This window comes from Delftia sp. ASV31, from assembly GCF_016428765.1.
Lineage (GTDB): Bacteria > Pseudomonadota > Gammaproteobacteria > Burkholderiales > Burkholderiaceae_C > Comamonas > Comamonas acidovorans.
Map to the genome: position 1 here is coordinate 23,563 of NZ_JAELTK010000029.1, position 16,801 is coordinate 40,363.

Consider the following 16,801-nt stretch of genomic DNA (forward strand, 5'->3'; position numbering starts at 1 on the left):
ATGTCCAGACCCCTGAGCTCCCGAGAGATCGAAGCCTTCCGTGCCGTCATGCAGACCGGCACCACCACGGCCGCCGCGCGGCTGCTGCACACCACGCAGCCTTCGGTCAGCCGGCTGCTGGCCCAGATGCAGGCGGCCGCAGGGCTCAAGCTGTTCGACATGCACAAGGGCCGGCTGCGCCCCACGGCCGAGGCCGTGGAACTGTTCGCCACCGTGCAGCAGCATTTCCTGGGGCGCGAGCGCATAGAGCGCGACCTGGCCGCACTGCGCCAGTCCGGCGCCGGCACGCTGCGCATAGGCTGCACGCCGGCCCTGGGCCTGAGCGTGATCCCGGCCGTGGTGCGCAGCTTCGCGCAGCGCTACCCGGGCACCCACATCAGCCTGCAGACCCTGGGCTCCACGCCCTTGCGCGAGGGCCTGCTGCATGGCCACTTCGACCTGGTGGTCAGCACCATGGCGCTGAGCACGCCCGAGCTGGACGCCACCGTGCTGCACCGCAGCCGCGCCGTCTGCGTCATGCACCCGGACCATGCGCTGGCCACGCGCACGCGGCTGCATGTGCGCGATCTGCAGGGCCAGTTGCTGCTGACCCTCAACGCCGATGACGATATCTGCCTGCAACTGCGCCACACCATGCAGGAACACGGAATAGAAGCCGGCTCCACCATGGAGACCACCTACTCCTCCACCATCTGCAGCCTGGCCGCACAGGGGCTGGGGCTGGGCGTGGTCAACCCCTACGTGGCCTCGGTGTTCGCACGCGACCTGCGTGTGCTGCCACTGCTTCCAGCCTGTGCGGTGGAGGTGGTGCTGGCCCTGCCGCCCCAATACGCGCCCACCGAAAGGGCTGACTGCTTCGTGCAGTTGCTGCGCGAGCAATTGCACGCCTATCCGCAGGCCTGCACGCCCTAAAATTGCGGCCGATTGGAGACAAGCGGTTTGCAAACGAGTACCCACGAGCCCATGCTCACCCCCGCCGAGCGCGAGGCCATCAATTCCGGCCAGTGGTTCTGCAGCCTTTCGCCCTCGCTGCGCCATGACATCCTGCGCCAGACCACGGTCCGGCGGCTCAAGGACGGGGCACTGATCTATGCACGCGGCGATGTGCCGCACAGGTGGTATGCCTGTGCGCAGGGCGCCGTGCGCATGAGCTCGACCAGCCTGTCGGGTCGGCAGACCACGCTGGCCTATGTGGAGCCGGGTGCCTGGTTCGGTGCCATGTCCACCTTTCTTGACGAGCCCCGCACGCGCGATGCCTATGCCCACGGCGACACCACGCTGCTGTGCGTGGACAAGGAGAGCTTTCACGCCATCCTGGCCACGCATGTGGAGTTCTACGACGCCCTGCTGCGCCTGCAGGCCCACCGCATACGCCAGACCTACGGGCTGGTGGAAGACCTCAACACCCTGCCCCTGCGCGCACGCCTGGCCAAGCAGTTGCTGCACCTGTCGCGCAGCTACGGCACACAGGTGCTGGACGACCCGCGCGAGCTGCGCATAGGCCTGCAACTGGTGCAGGAGGAGCTGGCCCAGTTGCTGGGCGCCTCGCGCCAGCGCGTGAACCAGGAACTCAAGCGCATGGAGCGCGACAACTGCATTCGCGTGGAAGCCCAGGGCCTGGTGGTCAGGGACCTGGTGGCCCTGCAGACCATCGTGCGCGAGGCCAGCCTGGCCGGCGCCTGAGGCCGGCGCCAGCGCGCCGGCGGTTCAGCGCCGGTTCAGCGCCGCCAGTCGATTCTTGCCGGGCGGCCCGGCAGATGCAGCGCAGCCGTTGCAGCAGGCGCCTCGGCCAGCAACCGGCCCTTGCGGAACACCTTCAGGCGCGTGGCGCGCAGCCGTATCGCCTCGGCCGCATCGCGCGCCTGCAGCAGCACGAAGCTGGCATCGCAGCCGGCCTCCATGCCATAGCCGTCCAGATGCATCGCACGCGCCGCGCGCGTGGTCACGGCGTCGAAGCAGTCGCGCATGCCGTCCTGGCTGGTCATCTGCGCCACATGCAGGCCCATGTGGGCGACCTCCAGCATGTCGCCCGAGCCCATGCCGTACCACGGGTCCATCACGCAGTCATGGCCGAAGGCCACGTTGACGCCTGCGGCCAGCAGCTCGGGCACGCGCGTCATGCCGCGGCGCTTGGGATAGCTGTCCTGGCGGCCCTGCAGCGTGATGTTGATCAGCGGATTGGCAATCACGGCCACGCCGCTTTCGGCGATCAGCGGCAGCAGCTTGCTCACGTAGTAGTTGTCCATGCTGTGCATGGAGGTGCAGTGCGAGCCCGTCACGCGGCCCTGCAGGCCCAGGCGCTGCGCCTCGAAGGCCAGGGTTTCGATGTGGCGCGACAGCGGGTCGTCGGACTCGTCGCAGTGCATGTCCACCAGCAGGCCGCGCTCGGCCGCCAGCTCGCACAGCAGCCTGACGCTGTCGGCACCCTCGGCCATGGTGCGCTCGAAGTGGGGAATGCCGCCCACCACGTCCACGCCCTTGTCCAGCGCCCGCCGCAGGTTGGCGACGCCGCCGGGCGAGCGCAGCACGCCGTCCTGCGGAAACGCCACCAGCTGCAGGTCGATATAGGGAGCCACCTGGCGCTTGACCTCCAGCAACGCATCGACGGCCAGCAGGCGGGCATCGCTGGTATCCACATGGCTGCGGATGGCCTGCAGCCCCTTGGCCGCCGCCCAGTCGCAATACTCCAGCGCGCGCGAGATCAGCGCCTCGGCCGTGAGCAGCGGCTTGAGCTCGCCCCACAGCGCTATGCCCTCCAGCAGCGTGCCGCTGCGGTTGACGCGCGGCAGGCCGTGGCTCAGCGTGGCATCCATGTGGAAATGCGGATCGACGAAGGGCGGCGACACCAGCTGGTGCTGTGCATCGATGACCTGATGGGCGGGCGCCGAAAGACCGGCCGCGACCTCGACGATGCGCCCGCCCTGCACGGCGATGGACATGTCCTGGCGGCCGTCGGGCAGCGTGGCGTGAATGACGAGTAGATCAAGCATCTGCGTATTCTGCGGGCATGGCCGCGCACCCGCAGACTTGCCTGACCACGCTGAATGGCCTGCCAGCGGTCAGACCGAAAGCGCAAGGGATCAGGGGGAACTACTGGTAGCTGATGGTGAAGGTCGCCGCCGCATTGGCACTGCCTATGGTCACGTTCTCTTCGGTCTTGACATAGCGCGCCGTCAGCGGGATATCCAACCGCTCCTGCCCGTAGGCAACAGCCCCTGCAAACCATTGATTCCTGTTGCCGGCGGCATTGGAGTCCGGGCCAAAGCCCAGTATCTGGTCATCCTTGCGGATCTGCACACCCACACCTTTTGCCACCGAGGTTTTCGACAGGGTCAGAGCATTGCCGATATTTCCAGGATTTGCCACATCCGTCAGCGTGACATAGGCGTTGGTCAACGAACCTGGGATGCCGCCCTTGCACAACAACGAGATGAGGAAGGAGCGGGGAGCACCGGTTGAGCCGATTGAGGTGAGTTTTTGAGTGACAGTCTGGGCCATGCGCACGGGCTCCGGCGCCTGTGGGGTACAGGTGGGCACCTTGGGCCGGAGGACGACGGGCGAGGAAAAGCTGTATTGAGCGAGAAGCTGGCCAAATGCATCAGTCGCGCGTTCGTACAGGAAATCGCTGTCCAGCACGCCACCTGCAGTGATATCGCCATCTGCGGTCTTGATCAACTCAACTGTGACAATGGCATATTGATATGCAAAAGATCCGGGGTGATTGGAATGCTCCGAAGTACTTACAGGCGCAGCACCATTTACAGTCGAAACCCTCATTCCAATACCCTCGACTGTCGTCGGGTATATATTATTGACTGGTGTAGATTTACCCAAACTATAGCCCTTGACCGCTGGACTACAACGCATCAGTCTATCGCCAACCCCATTACTCAGTACCGCTATAGCGGTTTTTGAGTAAATCACCGTGTTCTTGGCCACAGTGGGATTGAATTCTGGAGGATTGAAATTGCTGAACACATACTTGTAATAGCCTGACCCATCACTTGTATCTACAATTGCGCATGCAGACCATGCGGAGGTGGCCATCATTGCCAAAATAAATATCATGACAGCCTTGTTTATTCTGCAAAAAGCACCTATGAATATATGCATTTTGAATACCCCCGGATAATAAAAAATTCCAAGGCCGCATTTCCTTGGTAAATTTTCAATCGTAGACACCTTTCATCCGAGATGAAATCAGATCAATCTGATTCAAGGTCTGCCCGGTGCCATGAAGGTCGTGGCGAGGCAGGCCCCATCACGTCAACGGCCCCGCATGCCGATACGCTGGCCGAAGCCAGGGCCGACAGCCGCGCTGCCGAATCGCCTGAAAAACACCCAAGCGCAATCGCGCATCAAAATAGGGGCTGACTGCTGCGGCAAGGGCATGATTTTTCGGGTGAACAGGCTGGCAACCGCCACAAGAGCAACCATCGAAAAATCACGCAATCATTTGATTTAATTGGATTTATTTATGCAAATCGCCACCTGGAACGTCAACTCCCTGTCCGTGCGCCTGCCGCAGGTGCTGGCCTGGCTGCAGGCCAACCCTGTCGATGCGCTGGCGCTGCAGGAACTCAAGCTCACCGACGACAAGTTTCCGCTGCAGGCGCTGCAGGAGGCCGGCTACCACGCGGTCAGCCATGGACAGAAGACCTACAACGGCGTGGCCTGGCTGACGCGCACGCCGGTGCGCGACGTGGTGCGCAATATTCCGGGCCTGGATGACGAGCAGGCCCGCATCATTGCCGCCACCCTCGATGCCGAAGGCGGCCCGGTGCGCCTGATCAATGGCTACTTCGTCAATGGGCAGGCGCCCGGCACCGACAAGTTCGCCTACAAGATGCGCTGGCTGCAGGCGCTGCAGGACTGGGTGAAAAGCGAAATGGCGACCCACCCGCGCCTGGTGCTGGTGGGCGACTTCAACGTGGCGCCCGAGGACCGCGACTCCTACGATCCCATCGGCCTGAAGGACACGATCCACCACACGGTGGAAGAGCGCACGCATTTCCAGGCGCTGCTGCAGCTGGGCCTGACCGATGCCTTCCGCATGTTCGACCAGCCCGAGAAAAGCTATTCGTGGTGGGACTACCGGATGCTGGGTTTCCAGAAGAACCGGGGCCTGCGCATCGACCACATCCTGGTCAGTGAGGCGTTGCGCCCCAGCGTCACTGCCTGCAGCGTGGACCGTGCGCCGCGCAAGAACCCGCAGCCCAGCGACCATGCGCCCGTGGTCGTGACCTTGGGCTGAATTCCAGCCAGCCGGCTACAGCATGTACCGGCGCAGCCAGTGGATGGCCTCGATATGGCCGCGCAGCATCAGGGACTGGCGGTGAAGAATCTCGCTGAGCGCCCTGGGCAGACGTACCTGCTCGGCAGCCTCATAGGCGCTCAGCCATTGCTGCTGGCAGGACTCGGCCTGGTCCAGCACGTAGTCCGCGCCCTCTTCCCTGCCCAGCAGCCCGTCCCAGAAGGCGTTGCGACGCAGTGCGGCACGGCTGTCGCGCACGGGCAGGACCACGCCGCCGCTGGAGCCGATGGCACGTTCCAGGTCTTCGACCAGGATCTGGCTGGCATTGAAGTGCCGCGCCAGCACCTGTCCGATCAGCCCCTGGGGCATGGGATCCATGCATTCACCCAGGCGTGCATGGGCCTGGCGGCCCAGGGCCAGCACGGCATTGAGCAGGGCCGTGCTCTGCAATTCCAGCGTGGTGGCCACTGGCTGTGTGGGCGTGCGCTGGCGCGCCTGCAACCATGAGGCCTCCACGGCCTCGCGTACCTGGCTCCAGCGCAGCAGGCTGCTGCCCCGAACCTGCTCCCAGCGCTCTTCAAGCTCGAATTCGACATCGTCGAAATCCTGCTGCGCGTGCTCGGGTTCAAGTGACGCTTTCCAGCCCAGTGCGTAGGCGGGACGGTATTGGTCGTAACCACGCCCCGCAACGAAGTAAGGCTCCAGGAAGTAGCGGTCATGCCAGTACGCATCGACCGGCTCGCCAAGCGTGCGCGGTGTCGATGGGTACATCAGGCCCGGACGAGCGGGCTTGGCTTTTTGCCAGAGATTGGAGAGGACTGTGGGCACGATAGGTCGGGACGTAGGCCGTTCCAGCGAAGAGGACTCCATTGTCCCAAGCCCGGGCGGCCCGGACCGTCAGCACCCCGGGCGCCGGCCTGTAGGAGCCGGACCCTTGCCAAGGCAAGGGCCCGGCCGCCCGCCGGCTTGCCTTACTCGAAGGCGTCCTCGTCCATGCCCAGCTCCTGGAGCTTGCGGGTGATGGTGTTGCGGCCAATGCCCAGGCGCTGGGCGGCCTCGACCCGGCGGCCGTGGGTGACGGCCAGAGCCGAGCGGATCAACTGCGCCTCGAAGCGGCGGGACAGCTGGTCCCAGACTTCACCATGCCCCTGGGCGTGGGTGTGCTCCAGCAGCTGGCGCGCCTGCTGCCCCAGCAGATGGACCCAGTCCAGGTCGGATGCGGCCAGGGCGGTGTCATGCGGCGGGGCCAGCGCGGACACGGGCACGGCCAGTCGGCCAAGGCCCTCTTCCGCCAGCGGTGCCGGCGCATGCGGCAGCGTGGCCGGTGCAGGCACGCTGCCGTTGCCACCGCCCACGGGCGGGGCGGCTTCGCCCAGCACCTCGGGGGGCAGGTCCTTGACCGAGATGACCTGGGCAGGAGCCATGACGGTCAGCCAGTGGCAGATGTTCTCCAGCTGTCGCACGTTGCCGGGGAAGGCGAAGGTCTGCAGCCGCTGCATGGCATCGACCCCCATGCGCTTGGGCTCCACGCCCAGTTGCCGCGCGCTTTGCTGCAGGAAGTGGCGAGCCAGCATGGGCACGTCTTCATTGCGCTCGCGCAGCGCGGGCAGGCGCAGGCGGATGACGTTGAGGCGGTGGAACAGATCCTCGCGGAAGCCGCCGTTGCGCACGCGCTGCTCCAGGTCCTGGTGGGTGGCGGCGATGACGCGCACATGGGCCTTGACGGCCTGGTGGCCGCCCACGCGGTAGAAGTGCCCATCCGACAGCACACGCAGCAGGCGCGTCTGCAGGTCGAAGGGCATGTCGCCGATTTCATCGAGAAAGAGCGTGCCGCCCTCGGCCTGCTCGAAGCGTCCGCGCCGTTGCGTCTGGGCGCCAGTGAAGGCGCCGCGCTCGTGGCCGAACAGTTCGGACTCCAGCAGGTCCTTGGGGATGGCGGCGGTGTTGATGGCCACGAAGGGGCCGCCCGCCACGGGCGAGTGCTTGTGCAGCGCGCGCGCCACCAGCTCCTTGCCCGAGCCCGACTCGCCGGTGATCAGCACCGTGACCTGGCTCTGGCTGAGCCGGCCGATGGCGCGGAACACGTCCTGCATGGCAGGCGCCTGGCCCAGCATCTCGGCCTGCAGCGGGGCCTGGGCCTCGGCCACGTCCTCGCGCAGGCTTTCCTCGACGGCGCGCCGGATGAGTTCCACGGCCTTGGGCAGGTCGAAGGGTTTGGGCAGGTATTCGAAGGCTCCGCGCTGGAAGGCCGAGACGGCACTGTCCAGGTCGGAGTACGCGGTCATGATGATGACGGGCAGGCCCGGCTGCTGGGCACGGATCTGCTCGAGCAGCTCCAGCCCCGAGCCGCCGGGCATGCGGATGTCGCTCACCAGCACCTGGGGTGGCTGGCGCGCCGGGTCGCCGGCATCGACATCGGACAGTGCCGTGAGCACATCGCGCGCCTGGATGAAGCTGCGCGTTGCCCAGCCTTCCCGGCCCAGTGCCTTTTCCAGCACGAAGCGGATGGAAGGGTCATCATCCACGATCCAGATCGGTTTCATTGGTGGTGCATCCTTCCCTTGTTGCAGTGTTGACTTCCGTGGGCCTCAAGGCAGGGGAATGAGGATGCGGAAATCCGTGCGTCCCGGCTGGCTTTCACATTCGATCAGCCCCTGGTGGCGCTGCACGAAGGTCTGCGCCAGCGTCAGCCCCAGTCCCGAACCGCCATCCCTTCCCGATACCAGCGGATAGAAGATCCGCTCCTTGATGGCATCGGGAACGCCTGGCCCGTTGTCGATCACATGCAATTCCAATGCCAACCGATAGCGCTGGCGACCAAAAGTTACCTGCCGGGCCACGCGCGTTCGCAAAATGATCTCGGCATCACCAGCCGCAATGCGCTCCTGCAGCGCCTGCGCCGCGTTCTGGACGATGTTGAGCACGGCCTGGATCAGCTGGGCGCTGTCGCCCCGGAACTCCGGGATGGAGATGTCGTAGTCGCGCGTGATGGTCAGCCCGGCAGGGTGCTCGACCAGCACCAGCGAGCGCACGCGCTCGCAGACTTCGTGGATGTTGACGTCACCGACCTCATGCGGATGGCGGTGCGGCGCCAGCAGCCGATCCACCAGCGCCTGCAGCCGGTCGGCCTCGTGGATGATGACTTCGGTGTACTCGCGCAGCTCGGGTGCGTCCAGATCCATCTGCAGCAGCTGGGCTGCGCCACGGATGCCGCCCAGCGGGTTCTTGATCTCGTGGGCCAGGTTGCGGATCAGCTCCTTGTGTGCCTGGGCCTGCTCGCGCAGCCGCTCCTCGCGGTCCTGGCGGGCCTGCTGCTCCAGCGGCCAGAACTCGACCAGCACATGGCCGGGCCGCTCGGCCAGCGAGACCGTGACGTGCACGGGCAGCGCATCGCCGCCCACGCGGTGCAGGCTGGCCTCGAAGCGCAGGGCCGCGAAGTCGTTGTCCTGGGCGCCACGCAAGGCCTTGTCCAGCAAGGCCGGCTCGGTGAAGCAGGCCGCCAGCTCGCTGCCTTCGAGCATGCGGCGCGACAGGCCCAGTGCGTTTTCAAGGGCAGCGTTGGCGAAAAGCACGGCACCCTGCTCGTCGAGCACGGTCATCAGCGTGCACAGCAGGTCAAGCGCTTGATAGGAGGCCGGGGGCGCCGGCCGGTCGTCCTGGATCATGGCCGGGCTCCGGTGGGCCGCGCGGGCCCGTCAGTTCTTGGGAAGTCGATCCAGCTCACGGCGGATGCCGGCGACATCGCCTTCCTGCCGCGAGATGCTGCTCTTGAGCTGCTCGACACGTTCCAGATAGCCCTGGGGATTGCGCAACTCCAATGCGGTGCGCTGGGGATTGCCATCGTTGTACTCCTGACGCAGCTGTGTCAGCTTCTCCTGGGCGCGGGCCAGCTCGCTTTCCAGAATGGTCCGCGCGTCGGAGTCGCGGGCCTTCTGGGCGCTGCTGTTGACCTTGGCCGGAGCGGGCGATCCTGCGGCCGGAGCGGCGGAGGTGCGCGGTGCCTGGCTGCCGCCCGAGGCCGCCGGCTTGCTGCCGCCATGGATCACCGTCACATGCCCGCCATCCACCGGCTTGCAGTCCTTGGCCTTGGCCTGGCTGACGTTGTTGGTGTACTCGTTGCCGCAGCGGTAGATCACGTCCTGGGACCAGGCTCCCACCGACAGCAGGGGCAGCAGCAGTGACACAAACAGTTTCTTCATTCCATTCCCTCGGGTAGCCAGATCGGAAGGGCCCGGCTTATCCGGGCAAGTATCGCTCCATCTTCCGGGCTGGACGTCATTTCTTGAGCGGGCCAACCCCTTTTGGTTCCGCGCCCAGCATACCCAGGTCCTGGCCGAAAGCAAAAAAGGCGGCTTGCGCCGCCTTTTTGCCGACTCGCCTTACAGCGAGAAGTACATGTCGTACTCGACCGGATGCACGGCCTGACGGTAACGGGTCACTTCGCCCATCTTCAGCTCGATGTAGGCATCGAGCATGCTGTCCGAGAACACGCCGCCCTTGGTCAGGAACGAGCGGTCCGCGTCCAGCGCTTCCAGGGCCTGGTCCAGGCTGTGGCAGACCGTGGGCACCAGCTTGTCCTCTTCCGGGGGCAGGTGGTACAGATCCTTGGTCGCGGCTTCGCCGGGATGGATCTTGTTTTCCACGCCGTCCAGACCTGCCATCAGCAGGGCCGAGAAGCCCAGGTAGGGGTTCATCAGCGGATCGGGGAAGCGTGCCTCGACGCGGCGGCCCTTGGGGTTGGCCACGTAGGGGATGCGGATCGATGCCGAGCGGTTCTTGGCCGAGTAGGCCAGCTTGACCGGAGCCTCGAAGCCGGGCACCAGGCGCTTGTAGCTGTTGGTGCCGGGGTTGGTGATGGCGTTCAGGGCACGGGCGTGCTTGATGATGCCGCCGATGTAGTACAGCGCGAAGTCGGACAGGCCGGCGTAGCCGTCACCTGCGAACAGGTTCTTGCCATCCTTCCAGACGGACTGGTGCACGTGCATGCCCGAGCCGTTGTCGCCCGGATAGGGCTTGGGCATGAAGGTGGCGGTCTTGCCGTAGGTGTTGGCCACGTTCCAGATCACGTACTTCATGACCTGTGTCCAGTCGGCGCGTTCCACCAGGGTGCTGAAGCGGGTGCCGATCTCGTTCTGGCCGGCGCCTGCCACTTCGTGGTGGAACACTTCGACGGGAATGCCCAGCTGTTCGAGCAGCAGCACCATTTCGGCGCGCAGATCCTGGGTGCTGTCCACGGGGGGCACGGGGAAGTAGCCGCCCTTGTTGCGCGGACGATGGCCGCGGTTGCCGGATTCGAACTTGGCGCCCGAATTCCAGGGTGCTTCGTACTCTTCGATTTCGTAGAAGGTGCTGCCGGGTTCGGTGTTCCAGCGCACGCCGTCGAAGATGAAGAATTCGGGTTCGGGTCCGAAGTAGGCGGTGTCGCCCAGGCCCGATGCCTTCAGATAGGCTTCGGCGCGCTTGGCCACGGAGCGGGGATCGCGGTCGTAGGCCTTGCCATCACCGGGTTCGATCACATCGCACTGCAGGAACAGCGTGGTCTCTTCAAAGAAGGGGTCGATGTTCGCGGTAGCGGGATCGGGCATCAGCTGCATGTCAGATGCTTCAATGCCCTTCCAGCCTGCCACCGACGAGCCGTCGAAGGCGTGGCCCGAGGTGAACTTGTCTTCGTCGAAGTGCGACACCGGCACCGTGACGTGCTGCTCCTTGCCACGGGTGTCCGTAAAACGAAGGTCCACGAATTTGACCTCGTTCTCCTTCACCATGTTCAACACGTCTGCAACGGTCTTTGCCATCAGATCTCTCCTGCCAATCTGGCTGATCAAAAAAGATAAATACTCTTAAGCAGTTTGCGTGCCAGGCTGCATCCATTGAGTGCATGCCTGCAGACTGGCACCTGCTTGGCGCGCCAGCCCCGTGATTCTGCCGCCTTGGGAAGGGCTTGTGGATGACATTGAAGCCTCTGTCGGCATTCGATCCACCGCCCGGCATCTTCACCAAATCGGTGCAGATTCAGGAACCGGCCCGTAAATCAGATATTGCGCACCAATTCAGGGCCAAGACTTGCACCAAATGAGTGCAAACCTTCCAGCAGCGTGGGCCAGGCCTTGGTGACGGCACCAGCTTCGCCCTTGACACCAAGTTCTATGTGCCGGCCGTGCTTGGAATCATCCACGCTGGGCAGGCTGAACACCTTGACGCCCGGGTGGTCGCGCTCTATGGCCACCATCAACGGCGTCAACGTGGCCTCCATGCCGCCGTAGACGATGACCGAATGCTCCCGCTGCACCGTACTGTGGAAATGCTTGGCGTACCGCTGCTCCAGCACCCACTCGACCATGGGCCAGGCCATGACAGGGAAACCGGGCACGAAGTGCACGGTGCCCGCTGCGCCCGAGCAGGAAAAGCCCGGGATCTTGTTGTAGACGTTGGGGATGATGCGCGCGCCTTCGGGGAAGTTGCCCATCTGCAGCCGGTGCAGGTTGTCGGCGCGCTGGGGTTCGTAGGGCTTGCCTTCTTCGGTGGCCACATCGCGCATGCGCTCGCGGATCAGGGCCACGGCTTCCGGGTGCAGTGCCAGCGGCACGCCCAGGGCCTCAGCCGCGCATTGGCGCGTGTGGTCGTCGGGGGTGGCGCCTATGCCGCCAAAGCTGAAGACCACGGCCTGCGATGCGAAGGCGCGGCGCAGGGCGTCGGTGATGCGCGCCCTGTCATCGCCCACGTACTCGGCATGGGCCAGGGACAGGCCACGCGCGCCCAGCAGCTCGATCAGCTTGGGAAGGTGCTTGTCGGCACGCTTGCCCGACAGGATTTCGTCTCCGATGATGAGTGCGCCTACTTGAAGGGTCATGAGGTCTTTTCTTGCGGGGTGGAGGGGGGAGAGGCCGCGCCGGCTCCGAGCGGCGCGTCGGGAGCGTAGGGCACGATGGGGGTGTCGGGCAGCGCCGGTTCCTCCTCGCGCATGCGCTGCAGCGCGGCCAGGCAGAAGTGGGCAAACCACAGCGAGGAGAAAGCGAAGATCAGCGCATAGATCCAGATGGCCACCGGAATCAGTATCCAGAAGGCCGCGATGAAGACCACGCCGGAGGCCCAGACAATGGCCGGCGCCGCGCCCAGATAGCCGCAGACCACGCCCATGAGCATCAGCGCCAGGCGGTGGCGCAGGAACAGGCTGCGGCGCTCGGGCTTGCTGGCGTGGGCAGAGAGCGCGTCAAAGGCCATGACGCGGTAGGTCAGCCAGCCCCAGATCAGCGGCGGGATCACCACCACCAGGGGCGGCACGAACCACAGCGGCACCGACACGAGCAGCGCGATCAAGGCAATCAGCGAAGAGCCTGCGGACCACACCAGGCTGCCGACCAGGGTGGCGCCCTGCCTGCGCTCCAGCGCGGGAAAACGCCGCTGGGCCACCAGCTCGACCAGGGCCGGCGTCATGAACAGCGCCACCAGCAGCAGCGAGACCACGACCAGCACCGGCGTGACCGAGAGCACGACCAGTACCGGCGCCACCAGCTCGGGCAGCGATTGCACGCCCATCCAGGACCAGACGGTGTGCAGCCAGCCCACGCCCTGCAGGACCCCTTCCGTCCAGACGACGGCATCGGCCCAGAAGAAATAGCCCAGCAGCCAGGCCGTGATGGCCATGAACAGCAAGGGAAACAGCGACCATGCAATCACCCGCTTATGCAGGCAATACGCCGTCGCACGCCAGAAGGAATCGAGTAGCAAGCCCATGCCGACAAGCATACCCCGAGCCCAGCCTCAAGCGCGACCCATCAACCTTAGGAACCCACGCCATTGCTGGGCCCAAAAGCCCTGGCCGTAGTCGCGCAGCTGGCCCTGGGCATTGGGCTGGACCTGGTCGCGCACGCCGGTGGGATCGAAGCGCAGCTCGAAGTTGGCGGTGCCGAACAGCATGTCCCACCAGGGCAGGAGCACGCCGAAGTTGTTGCCGTGCGCCTTCTTGTTGCGCACGGGCGCCATGGGCTCATGGCCTATGCCGATGGCGTGGTGGCGGCGGTGAAAACGGGGGCTGATCCACAGCCGCTCGCCGACGGTGCCGAACCAGACGCGCAGGTTGGCGTGCTGGAAGCTCTCGCTGAGCTGGGTGAAGGCCACGATGGCCACGAACTGGCCCGGCGCCACGCCGATGAGCTGGGCCACGAGCACGATGATGGTGTCGCGGATCACATCGTCGAGCAGGTGGTTGCGGTTGTCGCTCCACACCGTCATCTGGCGCTGCGAGTGGTGCAGCGCATGCAGCTTCCACCACCAGCCGATGCTGTGCTGGCCGCGGTGTATCCAGTAGTCCAGGAAGTCGAAGGCCAGCAGGTAGATGATCAGGCTGACCCAGGCCAGGTCGGTGACGCCGGGCCAGACACCATCCAGGTGAAAGCTCGGCAGGCCCCAGACATGCAGGCGGCCCATGAGCTCGTCCCACAGCGGGTCCAGCGTGAAGAACAGCGCCAGCCTGAACAGGCCCAGCCGGTGGACCACGGTGTAGATGATGTCCACATGGATGGCGCGCCGGTCGGTAACGGGCTCGACGGGCCGCCAGTACTGCAGCGGCGCGATCACCGCCACCATGATGAAGATCTGCAGCAGGCCCACCAGCAGCCAGCCCGTGGCGCCATAGGCGTCCTCCAGCAGGCTGGCCTGCCCCAGGCCGAACAGCAGGGGCTGGACAACGCCCTCGAACAGGCGCTGCTGCGCATTACCGAACCACTGAATCCACCAGTCCACACCACGCTCCCATCGCCCGCCGCGCTGCGCGCGCGGACACTATGCGAATTTTGCTACCCAATCCCGATAGTCGGGATGCTCCCGCAGCGTGCGGAAGCAGAACCCCTGCTTGAGCAGGCCCGTGACCAAAGGTTCCAGCACGGCAGGTGCCCAGGGGTCCTTGCGTGACCAGATGCCCAGATGGGCCAGCAGGATGTCTCCGCTGCGGATGTTCTTGAGCGCCTGGGCCAGCAGCTGCGCATTCGGGTAGCGGTCGCTGGGCAGCTCATCGCCCAGAAAACCCGCGCTGGCCCAGCCCACATGCATGTAGCCGCCCTGCCGCGCGGCATCCAGCAGCGCGGGCGAGGTCTTGCCGCCGGGCGCCCGGAACAGCGGCAGGGGCTTGCGCCCCGTGATCTGCTGCAGCCGCTGTGCGGATCGGCGGATCTCGTCGCAATAGCCTGCCGCATCGACCGTGAAGGTCTCGTTGGCGCGAGGCCCTGCCGAGGGGCGCACGCGAAAACCCGTGACCGGCCCGTTCTTCGAGGCGCGCAGATCACCGCGCCAGTACATGTGGTCGTAGGTGTGCGAGGCGAACTCATGACCTTCGGCCGCGCGTGCGCGCCACCAGGGCGCCCAGGTCTCGCCCAGGCTGCCATCGCCTTGCTGGGTGGGCTCGTTGGCCGCGAAAAACGTCACTGGCACCGCATGGCGCTTGAGCACATCGGCCACCAGGTCGGCAATGCCCATGTGGCCCGTGTCGAAGGTCAGATACACTGTCTTGGCACAGCCTGTGCCCTGCCCCGCCGCCAAGGCGGGGCGCAGCAGGCCGAAAGCCGCCGCACCGGCCAGCGATTGCGCAAAGAGACGGCGGTCCATCAGCGTTGCGCGTGGGCCAGCGTCCACACGCCGTGCGGCGACTTGCCGACCTTGACCTGCTGGACCACCTTCTTTTCCACGGTGTCGATCACCGACAGCTTGCGCGCCCAGCGCGAGCTGACCAGCAGGTAGCGGCCGTCGGCGGAGACGTCCATGCAGTCGGGGCCGCCCGGTGCCGGGTAGTTGGCCACGACCTGGTTGGTCTGCATGTCGATCTTGCTGATGGTGTTGGCCACGCGGTTGCTCACATACAGGTGGCGGCCGTCGCCGGCGGCGCGCATGGCGTGGGCGCCAGCGGCTGTCTTGATGCGGGCCACGCTGCGCGGCTCGGGGCCGGTGATGTCGAACACTTCCACGCCATCGCTGCCGGTCAGGCCGATGAACAGCTTGGTGCCGTCCGGGCTGCCATAGAGATCGGCCGGCATGGGGCCGGTGGGCACGCGGGCCTTGATGGTCTGGGTGGCGATGTCGATGGCCACCAGGGCATCGCTGTCCTGCATGGTGGAATAGATGGTCGTGCTCTTGGCATCGATCCAGAGATGGCTGGGCGTCTTGCCCGTGGGCACGCGCTTGACCAGCTGCGGGTTCTGGCCATCCCAGCGATAGATGTCGATGTGGTTGAGGCGGTTGGCCGCCGTGACGAACCACTTCATGTCCGGGCTGAAGCGCAGGTGATAGGGGTCGATGATGTCGCGGATCACGCGCTGCACCTCGCCCGTGCGCGGATCGACCAGGGTCAGGGTGTCGCCCAGCGCGTTGGCCACGACCAGCGATTTCTCGTCCGGCGTGAGGTACAGGTGATGCGGCTCCTTGCCCGTGGGAATGCGTGCCGTCTCCTGCCAGGTGACCGGGTCCACGATGCTGATGTTGGCATCAAGCGAGTTGAGCACAAAGATGGGCGTGGGGCCCTGGGTCTGCGGTGGCGGCGTGACACGCGCGACCGGGGCCGCGGGAGCTGCCGTAGCCGAGGGAACGGAAGGCGCGGCAGGAACGGCGGCCGCCTGGGCCGATGCGGCTTGCGCCTGCACGGCAGCAGACGTGGCCGAGGCCGCGCGGGCCGATTTGGATCCGGGCAGGGATGCCACAGCCAGCCAGGCCAGCGCACCGCCGCCCACAACCAAAGCCACAGCCGCGCTCAAGCGCCCGACGGAAAGACGTTTCACAAAGCACCACCTTCTGAGAATCTGCGCAGTGTAGCTGCGCCAATCAGCCCCTCGGACGCTCTGGGGCATCGGCTTTTGCTGCTGTGCAAAAAACCGACATTTGCGCGACGTTGGCCCGAGATATCGCGGCAAGCACGCCAATCCATGACTTGCATCAAGGCATGACAACGGCGCATGGAAATACCCGCCACAAAGAAAAAGGGAGCCGACAGGCTCCCTTCGCTGGCATGCGCCCGAAGGCGCAGTGGCGATCAGATCTTCCACTTCTCCATGAGCTTTTCGGGACGCAGGGTGTCGTAGTGCTCGAAGGGCTGGTGGATCCAGGGGTTGGTCGGCAGGTAGTCCACCGAGTAGTCGGGCGTGAAGGCCGACAGGCCCTTGGTCCAGATCACGGCGCTGCGCAGCTCGGTGATCGGCGGGTAGTTGGTCTTGAGCATGGCGATCACGGCGTTCAGCGTGTGGCCCGAATCGGCCAGATCATCGACCAGCAGCACGCGGCCGGCGATCTCGCCCTTGGGCGTGGTAATGAAGCGCGCGATGTCCAGATGGCCCTGCACCGTGCCGGCTTCGGCGCGGTAGGAGCTGGTGGACATGATGGCCAGCGGCTTGTCGAAGATGCGGCTGAGCATGTCACCGGGACGCAGGCCGCCACGGGCCAGGCAGAGAATGGTGTCGAATTCCCAGCCGGACTGGTGCACTTTGATCGCGAGCTTTTCGATCAGTCCGTGGTATTCGTCGTAGCTCACATACAGGTGTTGACCGTCTTCCGTCAGCATGGAATGGC

Annotated in this window: 16 protein-coding genes; 3 read left to right on the top strand and 13 right to left on the bottom strand. The window is 65.4% G+C overall.

What is annotated here, in order from left to right:
- On the top strand, window positions 1–912 hold the full coding sequence (locus JHD82_RS12740) for a LysR family transcriptional regulator (RefSeq protein ID WP_199136810.1): 912 nt from the start codon (window positions 1–3) through the stop codon (window positions 910–912).
- A gap of 51 nt (window positions 913–963) precedes the next feature.
- Window positions 964–1,683 (top strand): Crp/Fnr family transcriptional regulator, encoded by a 720-nt coding sequence (locus JHD82_RS12745; protein ID WP_013801399.1) that lies wholly within the window; start codon window positions 964–966, stop codon window positions 1,681–1,683.
- 35 nt (window positions 1,684–1,718) lie between these two features.
- On the opposite strand, the gene JHD82_RS12750 is transcribed toward JHD82_RS12745, so the two are convergent.
- The gene (locus JHD82_RS12750) at window positions 1,719–2,990 is read right to left on the bottom strand and encodes an amidohydrolase family protein (RefSeq protein WP_199136812.1); all 1,272 of its coding nucleotides are present in this window, start codon (window positions 2,988–2,990) and stop codon (window positions 1,719–1,721) included.
- Window positions 2,991–3,090: 100 nt separating this feature from the next.
- Entirely contained in the window at window positions 3,091–4,182 is a 1,092-nt protein-coding gene (locus JHD82_RS30385) for a fimbrial protein (protein WP_199136814.1), read from the bottom strand.
- A 295-nt stretch (window positions 4,183–4,477) separates the two neighbouring features.
- On the opposite strand from JHD82_RS30385, the gene xth reads away from it, so the two are divergent.
- Complete coding sequence (gene xth, locus JHD82_RS12760) at window positions 4,478–5,254, top strand: exodeoxyribonuclease III (RefSeq protein ID WP_065346008.1); 777 nt, start codon at window positions 4,478–4,480, stop codon at window positions 5,252–5,254.
- A 15-nt stretch (window positions 5,255–5,269) separates the two neighbouring features.
- Here xth and JHD82_RS12765 read toward each other — a convergent pair whose 3' ends face one another.
- The 11 genes from JHD82_RS12765 to JHD82_RS12815 form a co-directional block, all read right to left on the bottom strand.
- Window positions 5,270–6,025 (bottom strand): hypothetical protein, encoded by a 756-nt coding sequence (locus JHD82_RS12765; protein WP_233174715.1) that lies wholly within the window; start codon window positions 6,023–6,025, stop codon window positions 5,270–5,272.
- 200 nt (window positions 6,026–6,225) lie between these two features.
- Complete coding sequence (gene ntrC, locus JHD82_RS12770) at window positions 6,226–7,797, bottom strand: nitrogen regulation protein NR(I) (protein WP_199136816.1); 1,572 nt, start codon at window positions 7,795–7,797, stop codon at window positions 6,226–6,228.
- Between the two features lie 45 nt (window positions 7,798–7,842).
- Entirely contained in the window at window positions 7,843–8,919 is a 1,077-nt protein-coding gene (gene glnL, locus JHD82_RS12775) for a nitrogen regulation protein NR(II) (RefSeq protein ID WP_012206799.1), read from the bottom strand.
- Between the two features lie 30 nt (window positions 8,920–8,949).
- Window positions 8,950–9,453 carry a hypothetical protein gene (locus JHD82_RS12780; RefSeq protein WP_013801180.1) on the bottom strand — a complete coding sequence of 168 codons (504 nt, stop codon included), beginning with the start codon at window positions 9,451–9,453 and terminating at the stop codon, window positions 8,950–8,952.
- 180 nt (window positions 9,454–9,633) lie between these two features.
- Window positions 9,634–11,049 carry a type I glutamate--ammonia ligase gene (gene glnA / locus JHD82_RS12785; RefSeq protein WP_012206801.1) on the bottom strand — a complete coding sequence of 472 codons (1,416 nt, stop codon included), beginning with the start codon at window positions 11,047–11,049 and terminating at the stop codon, window positions 9,634–9,636.
- Between the two features lie 236 nt (window positions 11,050–11,285).
- Entirely contained in the window at window positions 11,286–12,104 is an 819-nt protein-coding gene (locus JHD82_RS12790) for a molybdopterin-binding protein (RefSeq protein ID WP_012206802.1), read from the bottom strand.
- Window positions 12,101–13,000 carry an EI24 domain-containing protein gene (locus JHD82_RS12795; protein ID WP_199136818.1) on the bottom strand — a complete coding sequence of 300 codons (900 nt, stop codon included), beginning with the start codon at window positions 12,998–13,000 and terminating at the stop codon, window positions 12,101–12,103. Before JHD82_RS12795 ends, JHD82_RS12790 begins: the two co-directional genes overlap by 4 nt.
- 15 nt (window positions 13,001–13,015) lie before the next feature.
- The gene (locus JHD82_RS12800; RefSeq protein ID WP_199136820.1) at window positions 13,016–13,996 is read right to left on the bottom strand and encodes a sterol desaturase family protein; all 981 of its coding nucleotides are present in this window, start codon (window positions 13,994–13,996) and stop codon (window positions 13,016–13,018) included.
- 39 nt (window positions 13,997–14,035) lie between these two features.
- Complete coding sequence (locus JHD82_RS12805; RefSeq protein ID WP_012206805.1) at window positions 14,036–14,854, bottom strand: polysaccharide deacetylase family protein; 819 nt, start codon at window positions 14,852–14,854, stop codon at window positions 14,036–14,038.
- Window positions 14,854–15,981 carry a beta-propeller fold lactonase family protein gene (locus JHD82_RS12810; protein WP_325100473.1) on the bottom strand — a complete coding sequence of 376 codons (1,128 nt, stop codon included), beginning with the start codon at window positions 15,979–15,981 and terminating at the stop codon, window positions 14,854–14,856. Before JHD82_RS12810 ends, JHD82_RS12805 begins: the two co-directional genes overlap by 1 nt.
- Before the next feature lie 287 nt (window positions 15,982–16,268).
- Window positions 16,269–16,793 carry a phosphoribosyltransferase gene (locus tag JHD82_RS12815; RefSeq protein WP_012206807.1) on the bottom strand — a complete coding sequence of 175 codons (525 nt, stop codon included), beginning with the start codon at window positions 16,791–16,793 and terminating at the stop codon, window positions 16,269–16,271.
- Window positions 16,794–16,801: the final 8 nt, after the last annotated feature.